Here is a 15,830-nt window from a genome sequence, read left to right on the forward strand (position 1 = left end):
CCGGCCAAGGAGAGATCGCACAACATGGCCGGAACGGAGTGTGTGTATCGCCACACCTGGCACTCGAGTCGCGGCCGCTAGGGTCGGGCATCGTCTGTGGACAGCCGACAAACCGCGAGGACCCGCATGCCCCAGCCCAGCCGCGAGGCCGACGCCTCCGCCGACGTGTTCGCCTGGATCGACGAGGCCGAGCGGGCCCGTGAGCAGGCCGGACTGGTGCGGACCCTGCGGCCCCGCAGCGCCGGCTCGCCCCTGCTGGACCTCGCGAGCAACGACTACCTCGGCCTGTCCCGGCACCCGGAGACCGTCCGCGGCGCGTGCGCGGCGGCCGAGCAGTGGGGGGCGGGAGCCACTGGATCGCGCCTGGTGACCGGTACGACCGAGCTTCATGCCGAGCTCGAGCGGGAGCTCGCCGGCTTCTGCGGGTTCGAGGCCGCGCTGGTGCTGTCCTCGGGGTACGCGGCCAACCTGGCGGCCGTCACCGCGCTCGGCGGCCGGGGCGCGCTCGTCGCCTCCGACTCCGGCAACCACGCCTCGATCGTCGACGGGTGCCGCCTCTCCCGCGCCGAGACCGCGGTGGTTCCGCATGCCGATCCGGAGGCCGCCCGCAAGACGCTCGCCGCGCACACCGGCCGCGCCCTTCTGGTCACCGACTCCGTGTTCTCCGTGGACGGGGACGCCGCCCCGCTCGCCGGGTACGCCGAGGTCTGCCGGGCTGCCGGCGCGGCCCTCGTCGTGGACGACGCGCACGGGCTCGGCGTCCTGGGCGACGGGGGCCGGGGAGCCCTGCACGCGGCAGGGCTGGCGGGGGCGCCGGGGGTGGTCGCAACGCTGACCCTCTCGAAGTCCCTGGGCAGCCAGGGCGGGGCCGTCCTCGGCCCGGCCAAGGTCATCCGGCACCTGGTCAACACGGCCCGCACCTTCATCTTCGACACCGGGCTCGCGCCGGCCGCCGCGGGCGGGGCGCTGGCGGCGCTGCGGCTGCTGCGCCGCGAACCGGAGCGGGCCGCCCGGGCCCGCGAGGTGGCCGCGCTGCTGCACGGGCGGCTCACCGCGGCCGGCCTGGCCTCGGCCCGGCCCGACGCCGCCGTGGTGTCCGTACGGGCCCCCTCGGCGCCGGCGGCCCTGCAGTGGGCCGCCGACTGCCGGGAGGCCGGGCTGTCCGTGGGGTGCTTCCGGCCGCCGTCGGTTCCGGACGGCGTCTCGCGGCTGCGGCTGACCGCCCGCGCCGATCTCACGGGGGAGGAGATCGAGCGGGCCGTCGCGGTGATCCTGCGGACCGCCCCCGAGGGGGCGGCGGACCTGCCGTAGCGGCGGAGCCGCCGGGCCCGGTTCCGGTCAGGCGGGCCCGTACGCCCCTACGCAGGCGAGGAAGCCGTTCCAGGCGGGTCCGGTGAAGAGCACCGCCGGGCCGTCCGTCCGCTTGGAGTCGCGGACGGCCAGGAGGCCGCCGGAGAGCAAGGCCGTTTCCACGCAGTTGTTCATTCCGGTGCTGCGGCTGCTCCGCCGCCACGTCGCGCTGGTCAGAAGTCCGCCTGTGGAGAGGGGGGTTGCGGACACGGGGTGCCTCCTTACGCGCCGTCAGCCAGTGAGCTGATGAGATCCGACGAGTCTTCGGGCGGGAGGGCGTGCGCCTGGATGGTGCGGAACGCGGCGCTGTACGCCTCGAGGTCTTCCTTCCGCTCCAGATAGAGGCTACTCGTCAAATGGTCGAGGACCACCACATCCAGATCGGCGATGTTCGGAAATGAGAAAATGACGAACGGTCCTGTCAGGCCGAGATGACCCCCCACGCTGAACGGCAGCACCTGGAGCCGCACTTGGGGCAGGCGCGCCACCGCCACCAGGTGCCTCAGCTGCGCCGCCATCACCCCCGGCCCCCCGATCTGCCGCCGCAGCACCGCCTCGTCGAGCACCGCGCTCAGCTCCAGCGGCGGATCTGCCCGCAGCACCGCCTGCCGGGCCAGCCGTACGTCGACCAGCGCGTCCACCTTCGGCTCCGGCAGCCCGCCGAGGGCGGCCCGCGTGACCGCACGTGCGTATTCCGCGGTCTGGAGCAGCCCCGGCACGACGGACAGCTCCACCGTCCGGGCCGAGCGGGCGCCGGCCTCGAGGCTGATGAAGTCCCGGTACTCCTGCGGCAGGAGGCCCCGGTAGTCGTGCCACCACTGCCGCTCCCGGCCGGTGCCGCCGCCCGGGCCCGGGCCGGCCGCCGAGACCGACAGCGCCTCCAGCAGAGCCCGCTGCTCGGGGCGGACGGCGTCCCCGTACGCGTCGAGCAGCAGCCGGATGTCCTCCGGTTTCACGCCACTGCGGCCCGTCTCGATGCGGCTGATTTTCGACTGGTGCCACCCCACGATCCGGGCGGCCTCGCCGCTGGTCAGTCCCGTGCGGTCGCGCAGCGCGCGCAGTTCCTCTCCGAGCTTGCGCCGACGCACCGCGGGGCCATGCTGCATACCCGCCTCCTTCCACCGGCACAGCTCGCACCAGTCTGCCGTCCGAATACGCTCTTCCGTAGCAGAGTTCACCGCATTGGGCGACAGATATATGCGGATCTCGGGTGAACGGCGGCAGCGGCGGGACGATGGGTGGCACTCTGGCGTCCAGCACAGATCCGGGGCGGTGACGCCCCGGTGGGAAAGGGACCGTCGCCATGGCAGACCACCAGGAAGCATCCGTCACTCTGCCGAGCGAACCCGCCTCGGTCGCCGCCGCCCGCCGCCACGTCGCCGAGGTGCTCGCCGAATGGGGGCTGCCCGACGGCGCCGACACCGCCGACAGCGTCCGGCTGATCGTGTCCGAGCTGGCCACCAACGCCGTGCAGCACACCTTCGGGCAGTCGCCCACCTTCACGGTCGAGCTCCGCCTGGAGCGCGAGGAGTGGCTCCGCATCGGGGTCACCGACAGCCACCCCCGGTGGCCCCGGCGGCTGCCCGCCGCCGTCCAGCAGGACAACGGCCGCGGCATGGTGATCATCCGCTGGCTCACCGCGGAGGCGGGCGGCCGGCTCTCGGTCAGCCCCACCGAGGACGGCGGCAAGACCGTATGGATCGCCCTGCCCTGGCCGGTCGGGGCCCACGCCCCGGCCGGCGGGGGCAGCCGCTGAACGGCCCGCGCCCGAACCGGGCACCCGCCCGAAACACGCGTTAACGCAGCGGTAAAACACCGGCCCTAGCGTGGGCCGCCGTCGGCCGGTTCCGCCAACGACCGCCCAACCCCCGGCAAAGGGGCGGTGGTCGGGGCGGAAAGCCTCCGCCGCCTTCGGGAAAGAGCCGACCGGCTGGGGAAAGCACCGGTCAACACCGGCGGTGCGGACCGCTACCGTCGTCCGGCGCCGTCCGCACCTCCCGGAAGCTTGGTGATCACGCATGCACCTGACACCCCACGAGCAGGAGAGGCTGCTCATCCACGTGGCCGCCGACGTGGCCGCGCGGCGCAGGGCGCGCGGGGTGCTCCTCAACCACCCCGAGGCGGTCGCGCTGATCACCGTGCACGTCCTCGAAGGGGCGCGCGACGGGCGGACCGTGGCGGAGCTGATGGCCTCCGGCCGGACCGTCCTCGGCCGTGCCGACGTGATGGAGGGCATCGCCGAGATGATCCCCGACGTCCAGGTCGAGGCGACCTTCCCGGACGGCACCAAGCTCGTCACCGTCCACGACCCGATCGTCTGAGAGGCCCGCAGAGTGATCCCCGGCGAGATCGTCCACGGCGACGGCCCGGTCCTCTTCAACGAGGGCCGCCCCGTCACCCGCCTCACCGTCCTCAACGCCGCCGACCGGCCCGTCCAGGTCGGCTCCCACTACCACTTCGCCGAGGCCAACCCCGGCCTCCGGTTCGACCGTACGGCCGCCCGCGGACTCCGCCTCGACGTGCCCGCCGGCACCGCCGTCCGCTTCGAGCCCGGCATCCCGGTCGAGGTGGCGCTCGTCCCCCTCGGCGGGCTGCGCACCGTGCCGGGGCTGCGCGGGGAGACCGGGGGGCCGCTCGATGGGTGAGCTCGGGCGCGCCGCCTACGCGGACCTCTTCGGACCCACCGCCGGCGACCGGATCCGGCTGGCCGACACCGACCTGTTCGTCGAGATCGAGCAGGACCTCGCGGGCGGCCCCGGACGCTCCGGCGACGAGGCGGTCTTCGGCGGGGGCAAGGTGATCCGCGAGTCCATGGGCCAGGCCCGCACGACGCGCGCCGAGGGCGCCCCCGACACGGTGATCACCGGCGCGGTCGTCCTGGACCACTGGGGGATCGTCAAGGCCGACGTCGGCATCCGCGACGGCCGGATCTGCGGCATCGGCAAGGCCGGCAACCCGGACACCATGGACGGCGTCGACCCGGCCCTGGTCATCGGCCCCGAGACGGAGGTCGTCGCAGGCAACGGCAGGATCCTCACGGCGGGCGCCGTCGACGCCCACGTCCACTTCATCTCCCCGACCCTCGCCGACGAGGCCCTCGCCTCCGGCGTCACCACCCTCGTCGGCGGCGGCACCGGGCCCGCCGAGGGCACCAAGGCCACCACCGTCACCCCCGGATCCTGGCACCTCGCCCGGATGTTCGCCGCCCTGGAGGCGTACCCGGTCAACATCGGCCTGCTCGGCAAGGGCAACACCACCTCCCGCGAGGCCCTGCACGCGCAGCTGCGCGGCGGCGCGGTCGGCTTCAAGATCCACGAGGACTGGGGGGCCACGCCCGCCGCGATCGACACCTGCCTCGGCGTCTGCGAGGAGACCGGCGCCCAGGTCGCCCTGCACACCGACACCCTCAACGAGGCCGGCTTCGTCGCCGACACCCTCGCCGCGATCGCCGGCCGGACCGTCCACGCCTACCACACCGAGGGCGCGGGCGGCGGGCACGCACCGGACATCATCACCGTGGTGTCCGAGCCGTACGTGCTGCCCAGCTCCACCAATCCCACGCGCCCGCACACCGCCAACACGGTCGAGGAGCACCTCGACATGCTGATGGTCTGCCACCACCTCAACCCGGCCGTCCCCGAGGACCTGGCCTTCGCCGAGTCCCGCATCCGGCCCTCGACGATCGCCGCCGAGGACGTCCTGCACGACCTCGGGGCCATCTCGATCATCTCCTCGGACTCCCAGGCCATGGGCCGGATCGGCGAGGTCGTGATGCGCACCTGGCAGACCGCGCACGTGATGAAGCGGCGCCGCGGCTTCCTCCCCGGCGACGGGCCCGCCGACAACCACCGCGCCCGCCGGTACGTGGCCAAGTACACGATCAACCCGGCGATCGCCCAGGGCATCGCCCGCGAGGTCGGCTCCGTCGAGACCGGCAAACTCGCCGACCTGGTCCTGTGGCGGCCCGCCTTCTTCGGCGTCAAACCCGACACCGTCATCAAGGGCGGGCAGATCGCCTACGCGCAGATGGGCGACGCCAACGCCTCCATCCCCACCCCCCAGCCCGTGCTGCCCCGCCCCATGTACGGCGCCCACGGCCGCGCCCCCGCCCTCAACTCACTCAACTTCACCGCGCAGGCCGCACTCGACGACGCCCTGCCCGAACGCCTCGGCCTCGGCAAGCGCTTCGCGGCTGTCGACAGCACCCGCACGACCGGCAAGGCCGACATGCGGAACAACGACGCCCTGCCGCGTGTCGAGGTCGACGCCGACACCTTCACCGTGACGATCGACGGCGAGGCGGTCGAGCCGGCACCGGTGGCGGAACTGCCCATGGCCCAGCGGTACTTCCTCTTCTGATGGGCGGCCTCGCAGCCCTGCTCGTCCTCGCCGACGGCCGTTTTCCCGCCGGAGGGCACGCCCACTCCGGCGGCGCCGAGGCCGCCTGCAAGGCGGGCCGCATCCGCGACGCCGCCTCCCTGGAGGAGTACTGCCGCGGCCGCCTGCACACGGCCGGGATCACCTCCGCCGGCCTCGCCGCGGCCGCCGCCCTCGGCCTCGACACCGCGCTCCTCGACGCGGCCGCCGACGCCCGCACCCCCGCGCCCGCCCTGCGCACCGCGGCCCGCCGGCTCGGCCGGCAGCTCCTGCGCGCCGCGCGCGCCACCTGGCCCTGCGCCGAACTCGACGCGCTGGCCGCGGCGTTCCCCCGCGGTGCCCACCAGCCGGTTGTCCTGGGCGCCACCGCGCGGGCGGCCGGGCTCGGGCCCGCCGAGGCCGCGCACGTGGCGGCGTACGAGAGCATCAGCGGGCCCGCGACCGCGGCGGTGCGGCTGCTCGGCCTGGACCCGTTCCAGGCGAGCGGTGTGCTCGCGCGCCTCGCCGGCGAGGCCGACGCCGTGGCCGGCCGCGCCGAGGCGGCCGCACGCGCCGCGCAGACCGAAGGCCCCGGCGCCCTGCCCGCCGCCTCCTCGCCCCTGCTGGAGATCACCGCGCAGGCCCACGCCGCCTGGCCGGTCCGGCTGTTCGCCTCCTGACCCCTTCCCGCCACGCTCCCCGGAGACCGTATGCACCTCGACCACGGCACCGCCTACCCCGAGCGCCACACCCTCGGCGCCGGGCCCCTCCGCACGGACGGCTCCCGCCGCGCCCTGCGCATCGGGCTCGGCGGACCCGTCGGCTCCGGCAAGACGGCGACGGTGGCCGCGCTGTGCCGGGCCCTGCGCGCCGAGCTGTCCATGGCCGTCGTCACGAACGACATCTACACGCGCGAGGACGCCGAGTTCCTGCTGCGCGAAGCCGTCCTGCCGCCCGAGCGGATCAGCGCGGTCGAGACCGGGGCGTGCCCGCACACCGCCATCCGCGACGACATCTCCGCGAACCTGGAGGCGGTCGAGGAACTGGAGGAGGCCCTCGGCCCGCTGGACCTGATCCTCGTCGAGTCCGGCGGGGACAACCTCACCGCCACCTTCTCCCGCGGCCTCGTCGACGCCCAGGTCTTCGTCATCGACGTGGCCGGCGGCGACGACATCCCCCGCAAGGGCGGCCCGGGCGTCACCACCGCCGACCTGCTGGTGGTCAACAAGACCGACCTGGCCCCGCACGTCGGCTCCGACCTGGACCGCATGGCCCGCGACGCCGCCGAGCAGCGCGGCGCGCTGCCCGTCGTCTTCCAGTCGCTGCGCGGAGCGGACGGCGTCGCCCCCGTCGCCGCGTGGGTCCGCGAGCAGTACGCCGCCTGGGCCGTACGGTGACCGGCGCGCCGCCCGCCCCGGCGCCCGCGGGCGTGCGCGCCACCGCCCGGATCCGCGCCGCCGCCGACGGCCGCGGCGGCACCGCCCTGCCCGTCCTCGCCGGGGAGGGGCCGCTGGCGCTGCGCCGCGTCCGGTCCGGTGCCGGCTCCCGCGGCGAGGCCGCCGTCATGCTGGTCGGCGCGATGAGCGCCCCGCTCGGCGGCGACCGCCTCGCCGTCGACGCCGAGGCCGGCCCGGGGGCGCGGCTCGCCCTGGGCACGGCCGCCGCCACGCTCGCCCTGCCCGGCCGGGGCGGCGCGCCCGCCCGGTACGCCGTGCGCCTGGCCGTCGCCCCGGGGGCGGCGGTCCGCTGGCTCCCGGAGCCGCTCGTCTCCGTCCGCGGCAGCGACCTGCGGGTGCACACCCGTGTCGAACTCGCCACCGGCGCGCGGCTGGTGCTGCGCGAGGAGCAGGTGCTGGGGCGCACGGGGGAGGAGCCGGGCCTGCTGCGGAGCCGGCTCACCGCCGACCTGGACGGCCGGCCGCTGCTCGACCAGGAGCTGGCCTGCGGGCCGGGCGCGCCCGGCGGCTGGGACGGGCCGGCGGGGCTGGCCGGGCACCGGGCGGTCGGCCAGCTCCTCGTCGTGGACGCGGAGTTCGCCGCGGCGCCGCCGGCGCCTGCGGCGCTGGGGGAGTACGCCGTGGCGGTGCCGCTGGCCGGACCCGCCGTGCTGGTCTCGGCGCTCGCGCCGGACGCCCTCGCTCTGCGCCGGGTGCTCGATGCGGCGTGTCGTACGTACGGCCGGTGAGCGGCGGGCCAGCCTGGGACGGTGGGGTACCGCTCAGCGGTGTCCGCCTGTCCGGTTATCGGGTTGGCAAAGAACCCGACCGTGGCCTGTTGTCAGGTGCGGGTCAGGCGAAAGGATCCTGCTGGCACGCGCACGACCAACCCGACCCGGCCCGGCCGACCTCGGACGGGCCGCACGATGCAGGGGGAACGACCACGTGACAAGCAAAGCGGCGCTGGGGAGCGCCGCCTTCTCCATCACCGCGGCCCTGGCCGCCGGGCTGCTGCTCGCCCCGCCGGCCGCCGCCGCGCCGTCCGGGGGCGGCACCGTTCCGGAGGCGCTCGGCGTGCAGATCGCGGCCGCCCGCGCCGCACGCGCCGGAATCGACTGGACGGACTGCCCGGCCGACTGGGGCCTCGCCGCCCCGATCCAGTGCGGCTGGGTCAAGGTCCCGCTCGACTACGCCAAGCCGTTCGGCAAGACCATCGACCTCGCGGTCGACCGCGCCGTCAGCACCGGCACAAAGGAGGAGCGCCAGGGCGCCCTCGTCTACAACCCGGGCGGCCCGGGCGGCTCGGGCATGCGCTTCCCCCGCAGGTCGACGACCAAGTCACCGCTCTGGGTGAACACCGCCAAGGCGTACGACTTCGTGGGCTTCGACCCGCGCGGCGTCGGGCACTCGGCGCCCATCTCCTGCATCGACCCGCAGGAGTTCGCCAAGGTGCCCAAGGCCGACCCGGTCCCGGACACCGAGGCCGACAAGACCGCCCAGCGCAAGCTCGCCGCCGAGTACGCGGACGGCTGCAAGGAGCGCAGCGGCGAGATGCTGCCGCACATGACCACCCCGAACAGCGCCCGCGACCTGGACGTCATCCGGGCCGCCCTCGGCGAGCCGAAGCTGAACTTCCTCGGCGTCTCGTACGGCACCTACCTCGGCGGGGTCTACGCCACGCTCTTCCCGACCCACGTGCGCCGCATGATCGTCGACAGCGTGGTCGACCCGTCCCGGGAGAACATCTGGTACGAGGCCAACCTCGGCCAGGACGTCGCCTTCCAGACCCGCTGGAACGACTGGCTCGACTGGGTCGCCCAGAACGACGCGGCCTTCCGCCTCGGCGCCACCCGCGCCGCGGTCGAGGCCAAGTGGCAGCAGCTGCGCGCCCAGGCCAAGGCCAACCCCCTCGGCGGGGTCGCCGGCCCGGCAGAGCTCATCAACTTCTTCCAGGCCGCCCCCTACTACGACTCCTCCTGGGTGCCGGTCGCCCAGGCGTTCAGCGCCTGGGCCGCCGGCGACCCGCAGCCGCTGATCGAGGCGATCACCCCGGACATGTCCGACGCCCAGGGCAACGCCGCCGCGGAGAACGGCAACGCCGTCTACACCGCCGTCGAGTGCACCGACGCCAAGTGGCCGACCAGCTGGGCCGGGTGGGATCGCGACAACACCGCGCTGCATGCGAAGTACCCGTTCCTCACCTGGTCGAACGCCTGGATGAACCTGCCCTGCGCGACCTGGGGGTCCAAGCAGCACACCCCGATCGAGGTCGGCGCCCGCCGCGGCCTGCCGCCCGTCCTCGTCGTCCAGTCCGAGCGCGACGCCGCCACCCCGTACCGGGGCGCCGTCGAGCTGCACCGGCGCCTCGCCGGCTCGCGCCTGATCACCGAGCGGGGTGCCGGCTCGCACGGCGTCACGAGCCTGGTGAACCCCTGCATCAACACCCGCGTCGACGCCTACCTGCTCCACGGGAAGACCGACGCCCGGGACGTGGTCTGCGACCCGCACGCCACCCCGGTCGCACCGGCCCCGGCCGCCGCGCGGTCGCTCGCCGAGGACCCCGCGGCGCAGTTCCCGCCCCGCGAGGAGCTGCCCGCCGTCCGGTGACCCCGGCCCGGCCCCGCGGCGGCGGTGCGGTCCGCCGCCGCGGGGCGCGGCGCCCGCACGGAAGCGGCTCAGCGCGTCCTGCGCCGGGCCGTCTTCCGCGCCTCCTCCGCCTCCGCCTTCACCTCGGCGGCGTACCGGTCGACGTACTCCTGGCCCGACAGCTCCAGGATCGCGTACATGATCTCGTCGGTCACGGCGCGCAGCACCGCCCGCTCGCCCTCCATCCCGGCGTACCGGGAGAAGTCCAGCGGCCGGCCGAAGCGGATGGTGACCCGCCGGATCCTCGGGATCCTCCGGCCCGGCGGCTGCACCTCGAAGGTCCCGACCATCGCGCACGGCACCACGGGCACCCCGGCACCCAGCGCCATCGCCGCCACCCCGACCTTGCCCTTGTACAGCCGCCCGTCGTGCGAGCGGGTGCCCTCGGGGTAGATCCCCAGCAGCTCGCCGCGGGAGAGCACCTCCAGCCCCTCGCGCAGCGCGGCCCGGCCGGCCTCCTTCCCCGACCGGTCGACGGGGATCTGGCCGGCGCTGCGGAAGAAGAAGGCGGTCAGCCGCCCCTTCAGCCCCGGCCCCGTGAAGTACTCGGCCTTCGCGAGGAAGGTGATCCGCCGCCTGAGGACCGCGGGCATGAGGAAGTGGTCGGAGAAGGACAGGTGGTTGCCCGCGACGATCGCGGCCCCCTCGTCCGGTACGTACTCCAGCCCCTCGATCCGCGGCCGGAACAGCAGCCGCAGCAGCGGACCCAGGAACACGTGCTTGAGCAAGAGGTAGAACACCGGCAGCTCCCGTCGCCCCGTCCCGTCGTCACCGCCATCGTACGGAGGGACGGGCGCCGGACCTGCGCCCGCGCGGCGGCACGGCCGCGGGCACGGCGGCGGGCACGGCCGCGGCGGGCCGTTGCCGTGGCGCGCGGGCGCCGCTCAGCCGCTGCGGGAGGCGCCCATGGCCGCCGTGAGGAGCACCAGCACCACCCAGCCGAACCACAGCCAGCCGTTGCTGCCGAGGGCCACGGAGTAGGTGGCGACAGCGACGAGGGCGGCGAAGGTCATGGCGGCCATCGCCTTGACGGAACCGGTCATGCCCCATGGTGGCGCGCGAAGGCGCCCGCGCGCTACTGACGCGCGCGGAGCGACGCCAGATAGGCGTTGTACGCCTCCAGCTCGGCGTCGCCGTCCCGGTCCGCGGCCCGGTCGGCGCGCTTCGCCGCCCGCTGCTCGGAGTGGTACCACTGGTACATCAGGGCGATCAGCACCAGCACCGAGGGGATCTCGCTGAAGGCCCACGCGATGCCGCCGCCCCACTGCTGGTCGAGCAGCGGGTCGATGCCGAGCGAGGCCGGCGGGTTGCTGTAGGTCTTGATCATCGGCTCGCTCGCCATCATCAGCGCGATGCCGAAGAAGGCGTGGAACGGCATCCCGGCGAAGAGTTCCAGCATGCGCATCACGTAGCCGGGGCGGTGCGGGCCCGGGTCCACGCCCATGATCGGCCAGAAGAAGACCAGGCCGACGGCCAGGAAGTGGACCATCATCCCGATGTGACCGGGCTTGCTCTCCATCAGGAAGTCGAAGAGCGGGGTGAAGTAGAGGGCGTAGAGGCTGGCGATGAACATGGGGATGGTGAACGCCGGGTGGGTGACCACCCGCATGTACCGGCTGTGCAGCAGCGCCAGCAGCAGTTCGCGCGGGCCCTTGCGGCCGCGTCCGGCCGGCGGCAGCGCGCGCAGCGCGAGCGTCACCGGGGCGCCGAGCAGCAGCAGGATCGGCGACAGCATGCTGATCACCATGTGCTGCACCATGTGCACGCTGAACATGACCATGCCGTAGTCGTTGAGCTTGGTGCACATCACCAGCGCCACGCTCAGCACGCCCGCGCAGAAGGCGACGGTCCGGCCCGCGGGCCAGGCGTCCCCGCGCCGCTTGAGCCGCACCACGCCCCACAGGTAGAGCGCGAGGCCGGCGAGCGAGCCGATCAGGAAGAACGCGTCGAAGGAGAACTCCAGAGCACGGCCCAGCGTGAACGGCGGCAGGTCCATGTGCGTGTGCATGCCCGAGCCGTGACCGCTGTGATCCATCTGTTCACTCCCTTGACCGTGGTGCCCCACCACAGTAGTGCCGCCCCCGTACGCGCTTGCGTCCGGGGGCGGCGACAGAACGGGAGAAACGTCACAGGACGGTCTGCGCCTCGTCGTAGCGCTCCGCCGGGACCGTCTTCAGGCTCTCCACCGCACGGGCGAGCGGCACCATCTCGATCTCCGTGCCGCGCAGCGCGGTCAGCATCCCGAACTCGCCGCGGTGCGCGGCCTCCACCGCGTGCCAGCCGAAGCGGGTGGCCAGCACCCGGTCGTACGCGGTCGGGGTGCCGCCGCGCTGGACGTGGCCCAGGATGACCGGGCGGGCCTCCTTGCCCAGGCGGCGCTCCAGCTCCACCGCCAGGATGTTGCCGATCCCGGCGAAGCGCTCGTGGCCGTACTGGTCGGTGCCGCCCTCCGCGTACTCCATGGTGCCCGGCCGCGGCTTGGCGCCCTCGGCGACGACGACGATCGCGAACCGCTTGCCCGCGGAGAAGCGCTCGCCGACGATCCCGGCCAGCTCCTCGATGTCGAAGGGCCGCTCGGGCACGACGATGGCGTGCGCGCCGGCCGCCATGCCGGAGTGCAGGGCGATCCAGCCGGTGTGGCGGCCCATGACCTCCACGACCATCACGCGCTGGTGGGACTCGGCGGTCGTCTTCAGGCGGTCCAGCGCCTCGGTGGCGACCCCGACGGCCGTGTCGAAGCCGAAGGTGACGTCCGTCGACGCGATGTCGTTGTCGATGGTCTTCGGCACGCCCACGATCGGCAGGCCGGCCTGGGAGAGCAGGTTCGCCGCCTTCAGCGTGCCCTCGCCGCCGATCGGGATGACGGCGTCCAGCCCGAGGTCCGCGATGTGGCCGCGGGCCCGCTCCACGCCGTCGCGCAGGTGCGCGGGCTGGACGCGGGAGGAGCCGAGGATGGTGCCGCCGCGGGCGAGGATGCCGGCCACCGCGTCGAGGTCGAGCTTGCGGTAGTCCGCCTCCAGGAGCCCGCGCCAGCCGTCGTGGAAGCCGATGACCTCGTCGCCGTGGTCGACGACGGCGCGGTGCACGACGGAACGGATGACGGCGTTGAGGCCGGGGCAGTCGCCACCGGAAGTGAGCACACCAATGCGCATGGCAGGAAGACCTTTGCAACGTGGGCCGACGACCGGACCACGTCGTCCGGTTGGAACTACCCGTCACCCTACTAGCGGATCGGCGCCGGACCGAACCATCCTCCGCATGGTGGTCGGCTTCCTCGTACGAACGCACATCGGCCCGGACCCCCCGAGGGGAATCCGGGCCGAACGCCGGGCGTACCCGGGGTTACGCAGCCGGGGTCACGCGGGCTGCGTCGCCGCGGCGATGCGCTCCGCGCGCAGCGCGTCGTACCAGCGGTCGTCGATGGGCGGCAGCGCGTTCACGTCGAGGGCCAGCTTCAGCAGCAGGTCCGCGATGAGCGGGTTGCGGGCCATGACGGGGCCGTGCATGTACGTGCCGAACACCGTCTCGTTGTACGCGCCCTCGGTGCCGTCGCCCGTGCCGTTGCCGCGGCCCAGGCGGGTGCGGGCGAACGGCTTGGCGCCGGGGCCGAGGTGCGTGACGCCCTGGTGGTTCTCGAAGCCCGTCAGCTGCGGCAGGCCGAGCTGCGGGTCGATGTCCGCCAGGACGTCGCCGACGCAGCGCTCGCCCTCGCCGCGGACGGTGACGACGTCCAGCAGGCCGAGGCCCTGCTGCCGCTCGCCCACGTCGTTGACGAACTCGTTGCCCAGGATCTGGTAGCCGGCGCACACGGAGAAGACGATCGCCCCGTTCGAGACGGCCCGCTCCAGGCCGCCGTCGCGCACCAGGCGCTCGGCGGCGAGCCGCTGCGGGCGGTCCTCGCCGCCGCCGATCAGGTAGATGTCCCCCGAGGTCGGGATCGGCTGGTCGCTGCGCACGTCCACGCGCTGGACGTCCAGGCCGCGCCGGCGCGCCCGGCGCTCCACCACGAGAACGTTGCCCTGGTCTCCGTACGTGCTGAGCAGGTCGGGGTAGACCCACACCAGGCGCAGGCTGTTGTCGCTCATGCTCTTGGTCCTCTACGGGTGGCTAGTTGCCGACGCGGCGGCGCACGTCCTGGAAGGCGGTGTAGTTGGCGATGAGCTCGATCTGGCCGGGCGGGGCGAGCTGCACGGCCTCGTCGAGGGTCTCGCAGACCCGGAAGTCCAGGCCGGCGACCTCCAGGCGGACGGCCAGGTCGAGCCGGCGGTCGCCGATCACGAAGATCGGGTGTCCGGCGAGGCGGGGGTAGTCCACGTCCCACAGCCAGGAGGTGTCCGTGCCGTCGGCGCCGCGGGCGTTGACCGAGAGGATCACCGGGGCCGGGGGCTGGTCGATCAGCGAAAACGTTTCGAGCCAGCCCGCCGGGTTCTTGGCGAGCAGCAGCCGCAGCTCGCGGCCCTGGAACTGCACCACGTCGTACCGGCCGGCGACCGCCTGCACCTGGTACATCCGCTCCAGCGCGACCTGCGGCGGCACGCCGAAGACGGCGGCGACGGCGGCCGAGGTGGCCGCGTTCGCCTTGTTGGCGCGACCCGGCAGCTGGAGGCTGATCGGCCACGCCGAGCCGTGCGGGTCGAGGACGTGGTCGCCGGAGAGCACCCAGCTGGGGGCGGGCCGGCGGAAGCCGCACTCGCCGCAGAACCAGTCGTCACCGGGGCGCTGCATCACACCGCCGCAGGAGGGGCACGACCAGGCGTCGTCCTTCCACTCCTGGCCGGCGGCCACCCACACCACGTTCTGCGAGGAGGACGCCGACCACACGATCAGCGGGTCGTCGCAGTTGGCGACGATGACCGCCTTGGAGCCGGCCAGCCCCTCGCGCCACTTCTCCGCGAGCATGCGGGTCTCGGCGGCGCGGTCCAGCTGGTCGCGCGAGAGGTTCAGCAGCGCGATCGCCTTCGGGGTGACGTCCCGGGCGACCCCGGCCAGGTACTTCTCGTCCACCTCGATGACGCCGTACTTGGCGTCCGAGCCGCCCGCGAGGGCGGAGGTGATGCCCGCCGGCATGTTCGCGCCGAGGGCGTTGGAGACCACCGGGCCGCTGGCCCGCAGGGCCTCGGCGATCAGGCGCGTCGTCGTGGTCTTGCCGTTGGTGGCGGAGACGAGGACGACGTCGAGGTGCTGCGCGAGTGCTCCGAGGAGGTCGGGGTCAAGTTTGAGTGCGACCTTGCCGCCGATCACCGATCCGCTTCCGCGCCCCGCGGCCCGCGACACCGCCGCCGCGGCCCTGCCCGCCGTCACGGCCAGTTTGGCGCGCGGCGAAAGCGGCTCTGTGTTGCCTGCCATCGTCCCTAGTCCTCCTTGCGTCGACCGGCCCCAGCCTATCCAGTACCGGCCGGGGCCCTGACCGCGGCGCCCCCGGACCGCCGCGGATCTCCTCATATATTCGCCCGTCGTAGGCTTACGGCCATGCGACAGCGCGTCATCCCCGGGACCTCCGGCACCGTCCGCACCATGAGCCTCCTGGGCGATCCGGTGCTCCACTCGCCGTGCGCGGAGGCGACCGATTTCGGCCCCGCCCTCGGCGCGCTGGTCGAGGACATGTTCGCCACCATGTACGCCGCCCAGGGCGTCGGCCTGGCCGCGAACCAGATCGGCGTGGGGCTGCGGGTGTTCGTCTACGACTGCCCTGACGACGAGGACGTCCGGCATGTGGGCCACATCGTCAACCCGCGCCTCGTGGAGGCCGGCGGCGACGAGTACCTCGGCCCCGAGGGCTGCCTCTCCCTCCCGGGCCTGGAGGCCGGCACGCCCCGCTTCGACCGGGCGGTCGTCGAGGGGACCACCGCGGACGGCGCCCCGGTGCGGATCACCGGCACCGGGTTCTTCGCCCGCTGCCTCCAGCACGAGTGCGACCACCTCGACGGCACCGTGTACGCGCAGCGGGTCACCGGGATGCGGGGCCGCCGGCTGCGCCGGGCGATCCGCAGGACGCCCTGGGGCGCCCGCGGGCTGCACGCCCTGGAGGGCTGACCCCGGGGC

18 protein-coding genes are annotated in these 15,830 nt (G+C 74.1%); 10 read left to right on the plus strand and 8 right to left on the minus strand.

Annotated features, from left to right (window positions below):
- The first annotated feature begins 126 nt into the window (after positions 1-126).
- Positions 127-1,311 (plus strand): 8-amino-7-oxononanoate synthase, encoded by a 1,185-nt coding sequence (locus ACZ462_RS28095; RefSeq protein ID WP_467805290.1) that lies wholly within the window; start codon positions 127-129, stop codon positions 1,309-1,311.
- Positions 1,312-1,338: 27 nt separating this feature from the next.
- On the opposite strand, the gene ACZ462_RS28100 is transcribed toward ACZ462_RS28095, so the two are convergent.
- Both ACZ462_RS28100 and ACZ462_RS28105 read right to left on the minus strand, forming a co-directional pair.
- Positions 1,339-1,560, minus strand: coding sequence for a DUF397 domain-containing protein (locus ACZ462_RS28100; RefSeq protein WP_467805292.1), 222 nt, complete (start codon positions 1,558-1,560; stop codon positions 1,339-1,341).
- Between the two features lie 11 nt (positions 1,561-1,571).
- Positions 1,572-2,456 (minus strand): helix-turn-helix domain-containing protein, encoded by an 885-nt coding sequence (locus tag ACZ462_RS28105; protein ID WP_467805293.1) that lies wholly within the window; start codon positions 2,454-2,456, stop codon positions 1,572-1,574.
- 197 nt (positions 2,457-2,653) lie between these two features.
- Here ACZ462_RS28105 and ACZ462_RS28110 point away from each other — a divergent pair, with 197 nt between their 5' ends.
- From ACZ462_RS28110 to ACZ462_RS28145, 8 genes are all read left to right on the plus strand, one after another.
- The gene (locus ACZ462_RS28110) at positions 2,654-3,106 is read left to right on the plus strand and encodes an ATP-binding protein (protein WP_467805294.1); all 453 of its coding nucleotides are present in this window, start codon (positions 2,654-2,656) and stop codon (positions 3,104-3,106) included.
- A gap of 262 nt (positions 3,107-3,368) precedes the next feature.
- Positions 3,369-3,671: an urease subunit gamma gene (locus tag ACZ462_RS28115; protein WP_467805295.1), complete on the plus strand. Its 303-nt coding sequence runs from the start codon at positions 3,369-3,371 to the stop codon at positions 3,669-3,671.
- Between the two features lie 12 nt (positions 3,672-3,683).
- Positions 3,684-3,995, plus strand: coding sequence for an urease subunit beta (locus tag ACZ462_RS28120; RefSeq protein ID WP_467805296.1), 312 nt, complete (start codon positions 3,684-3,686; stop codon positions 3,993-3,995).
- Positions 3,988-5,709, plus strand: coding sequence for an urease subunit alpha (locus ACZ462_RS28125; protein ID WP_467805297.1), 1,722 nt, complete (start codon positions 3,988-3,990; stop codon positions 5,707-5,709). Before ACZ462_RS28120 ends, ACZ462_RS28125 begins: the two co-directional genes overlap by 8 nt.
- Positions 5,709-6,386 carry an urease accessory protein UreF gene (locus tag ACZ462_RS28130; protein ID WP_467805298.1) on the plus strand — a complete coding sequence of 226 codons (678 nt, stop codon included), beginning with the start codon at positions 5,709-5,711 and terminating at the stop codon, positions 6,384-6,386. Before ACZ462_RS28125 ends, ACZ462_RS28130 begins: the two co-directional genes overlap by 1 nt.
- 30 nt (positions 6,387-6,416) lie before the next feature.
- A complete protein-coding gene (gene ureG, locus ACZ462_RS28135) occupies positions 6,417-7,103 on the plus strand; it encodes an urease accessory protein UreG (protein ID WP_467805299.1) in 687 nt (228 codons plus the stop codon).
- Positions 7,100-7,891, plus strand: a complete 792-nt coding sequence (locus tag ACZ462_RS28140) for an urease accessory protein UreD (protein WP_467805368.1) — start codon at positions 7,100-7,102, stop codon at positions 7,889-7,891. The genes ureG and ACZ462_RS28140 overlap by 4 nt, the downstream gene beginning before the upstream one ends.
- Positions 7,892-8,087: 196 nt before the next feature.
- Positions 8,088-9,749 (plus strand): alpha/beta hydrolase, encoded by a 1,662-nt coding sequence (locus ACZ462_RS28145; RefSeq protein WP_467805300.1) that lies wholly within the window; start codon positions 8,088-8,090, stop codon positions 9,747-9,749.
- A 68-nt stretch (positions 9,750-9,817) separates the two neighbouring features.
- Here ACZ462_RS28145 and ACZ462_RS28150 read toward each other — a convergent pair whose 3' ends face one another.
- From ACZ462_RS28150 to ACZ462_RS28175, 6 genes are all read right to left on the minus strand, one after another.
- Positions 9,818-10,528, minus strand: a complete 711-nt coding sequence (locus ACZ462_RS28150) for a lysophospholipid acyltransferase family protein (protein WP_467805301.1) — start codon at positions 10,526-10,528, stop codon at positions 9,818-9,820.
- Positions 10,529-10,672: 144 nt separating this feature from the next.
- Positions 10,673-10,831, minus strand: a complete 159-nt coding sequence (locus ACZ462_RS28155; protein ID WP_467805302.1) for a hypothetical protein — start codon at positions 10,829-10,831, stop codon at positions 10,673-10,675.
- Between the two features lie 32 nt (positions 10,832-10,863).
- Entirely contained in the window at positions 10,864-11,823 is a 960-nt protein-coding gene (locus ACZ462_RS28160; RefSeq protein ID WP_467805303.1) for a cytochrome c oxidase assembly protein, read from the minus strand.
- Positions 11,824-11,914: 91 nt separating this feature from the next.
- Positions 11,915-12,940, minus strand: a complete 1,026-nt coding sequence (locus tag ACZ462_RS28165) for a 6-phosphofructokinase (RefSeq protein WP_467805305.1) — start codon at positions 12,938-12,940, stop codon at positions 11,915-11,917.
- 204 nt (positions 12,941-13,144) lie between these two features.
- On the minus strand, positions 13,145-13,873 hold the full coding sequence (locus ACZ462_RS28170; protein ID WP_467805306.1) for a type 1 glutamine amidotransferase: 729 nt from the start codon (positions 13,871-13,873) through the stop codon (positions 13,145-13,147).
- 22 nt (positions 13,874-13,895) lie between these two features.
- Entirely contained in the window at positions 13,896-15,134 is a 1,239-nt protein-coding gene (locus ACZ462_RS28175) for a MurT ligase domain-containing protein (protein WP_467805308.1), read from the minus strand.
- Positions 15,135-15,257: 123 nt separating this feature from the next.
- Between ACZ462_RS28175 and def the strand changes: the two genes are divergently transcribed.
- Positions 15,258-15,821, plus strand: a complete 564-nt coding sequence (gene def, locus ACZ462_RS28180) for a peptide deformylase (protein WP_467805309.1) — start codon at positions 15,258-15,260, stop codon at positions 15,819-15,821.
- Positions 15,822-15,830 lie beyond the last annotated feature (9 nt).

Source organism: Streptomyces sp. NPDC031121, assembly GCF_055570615.1.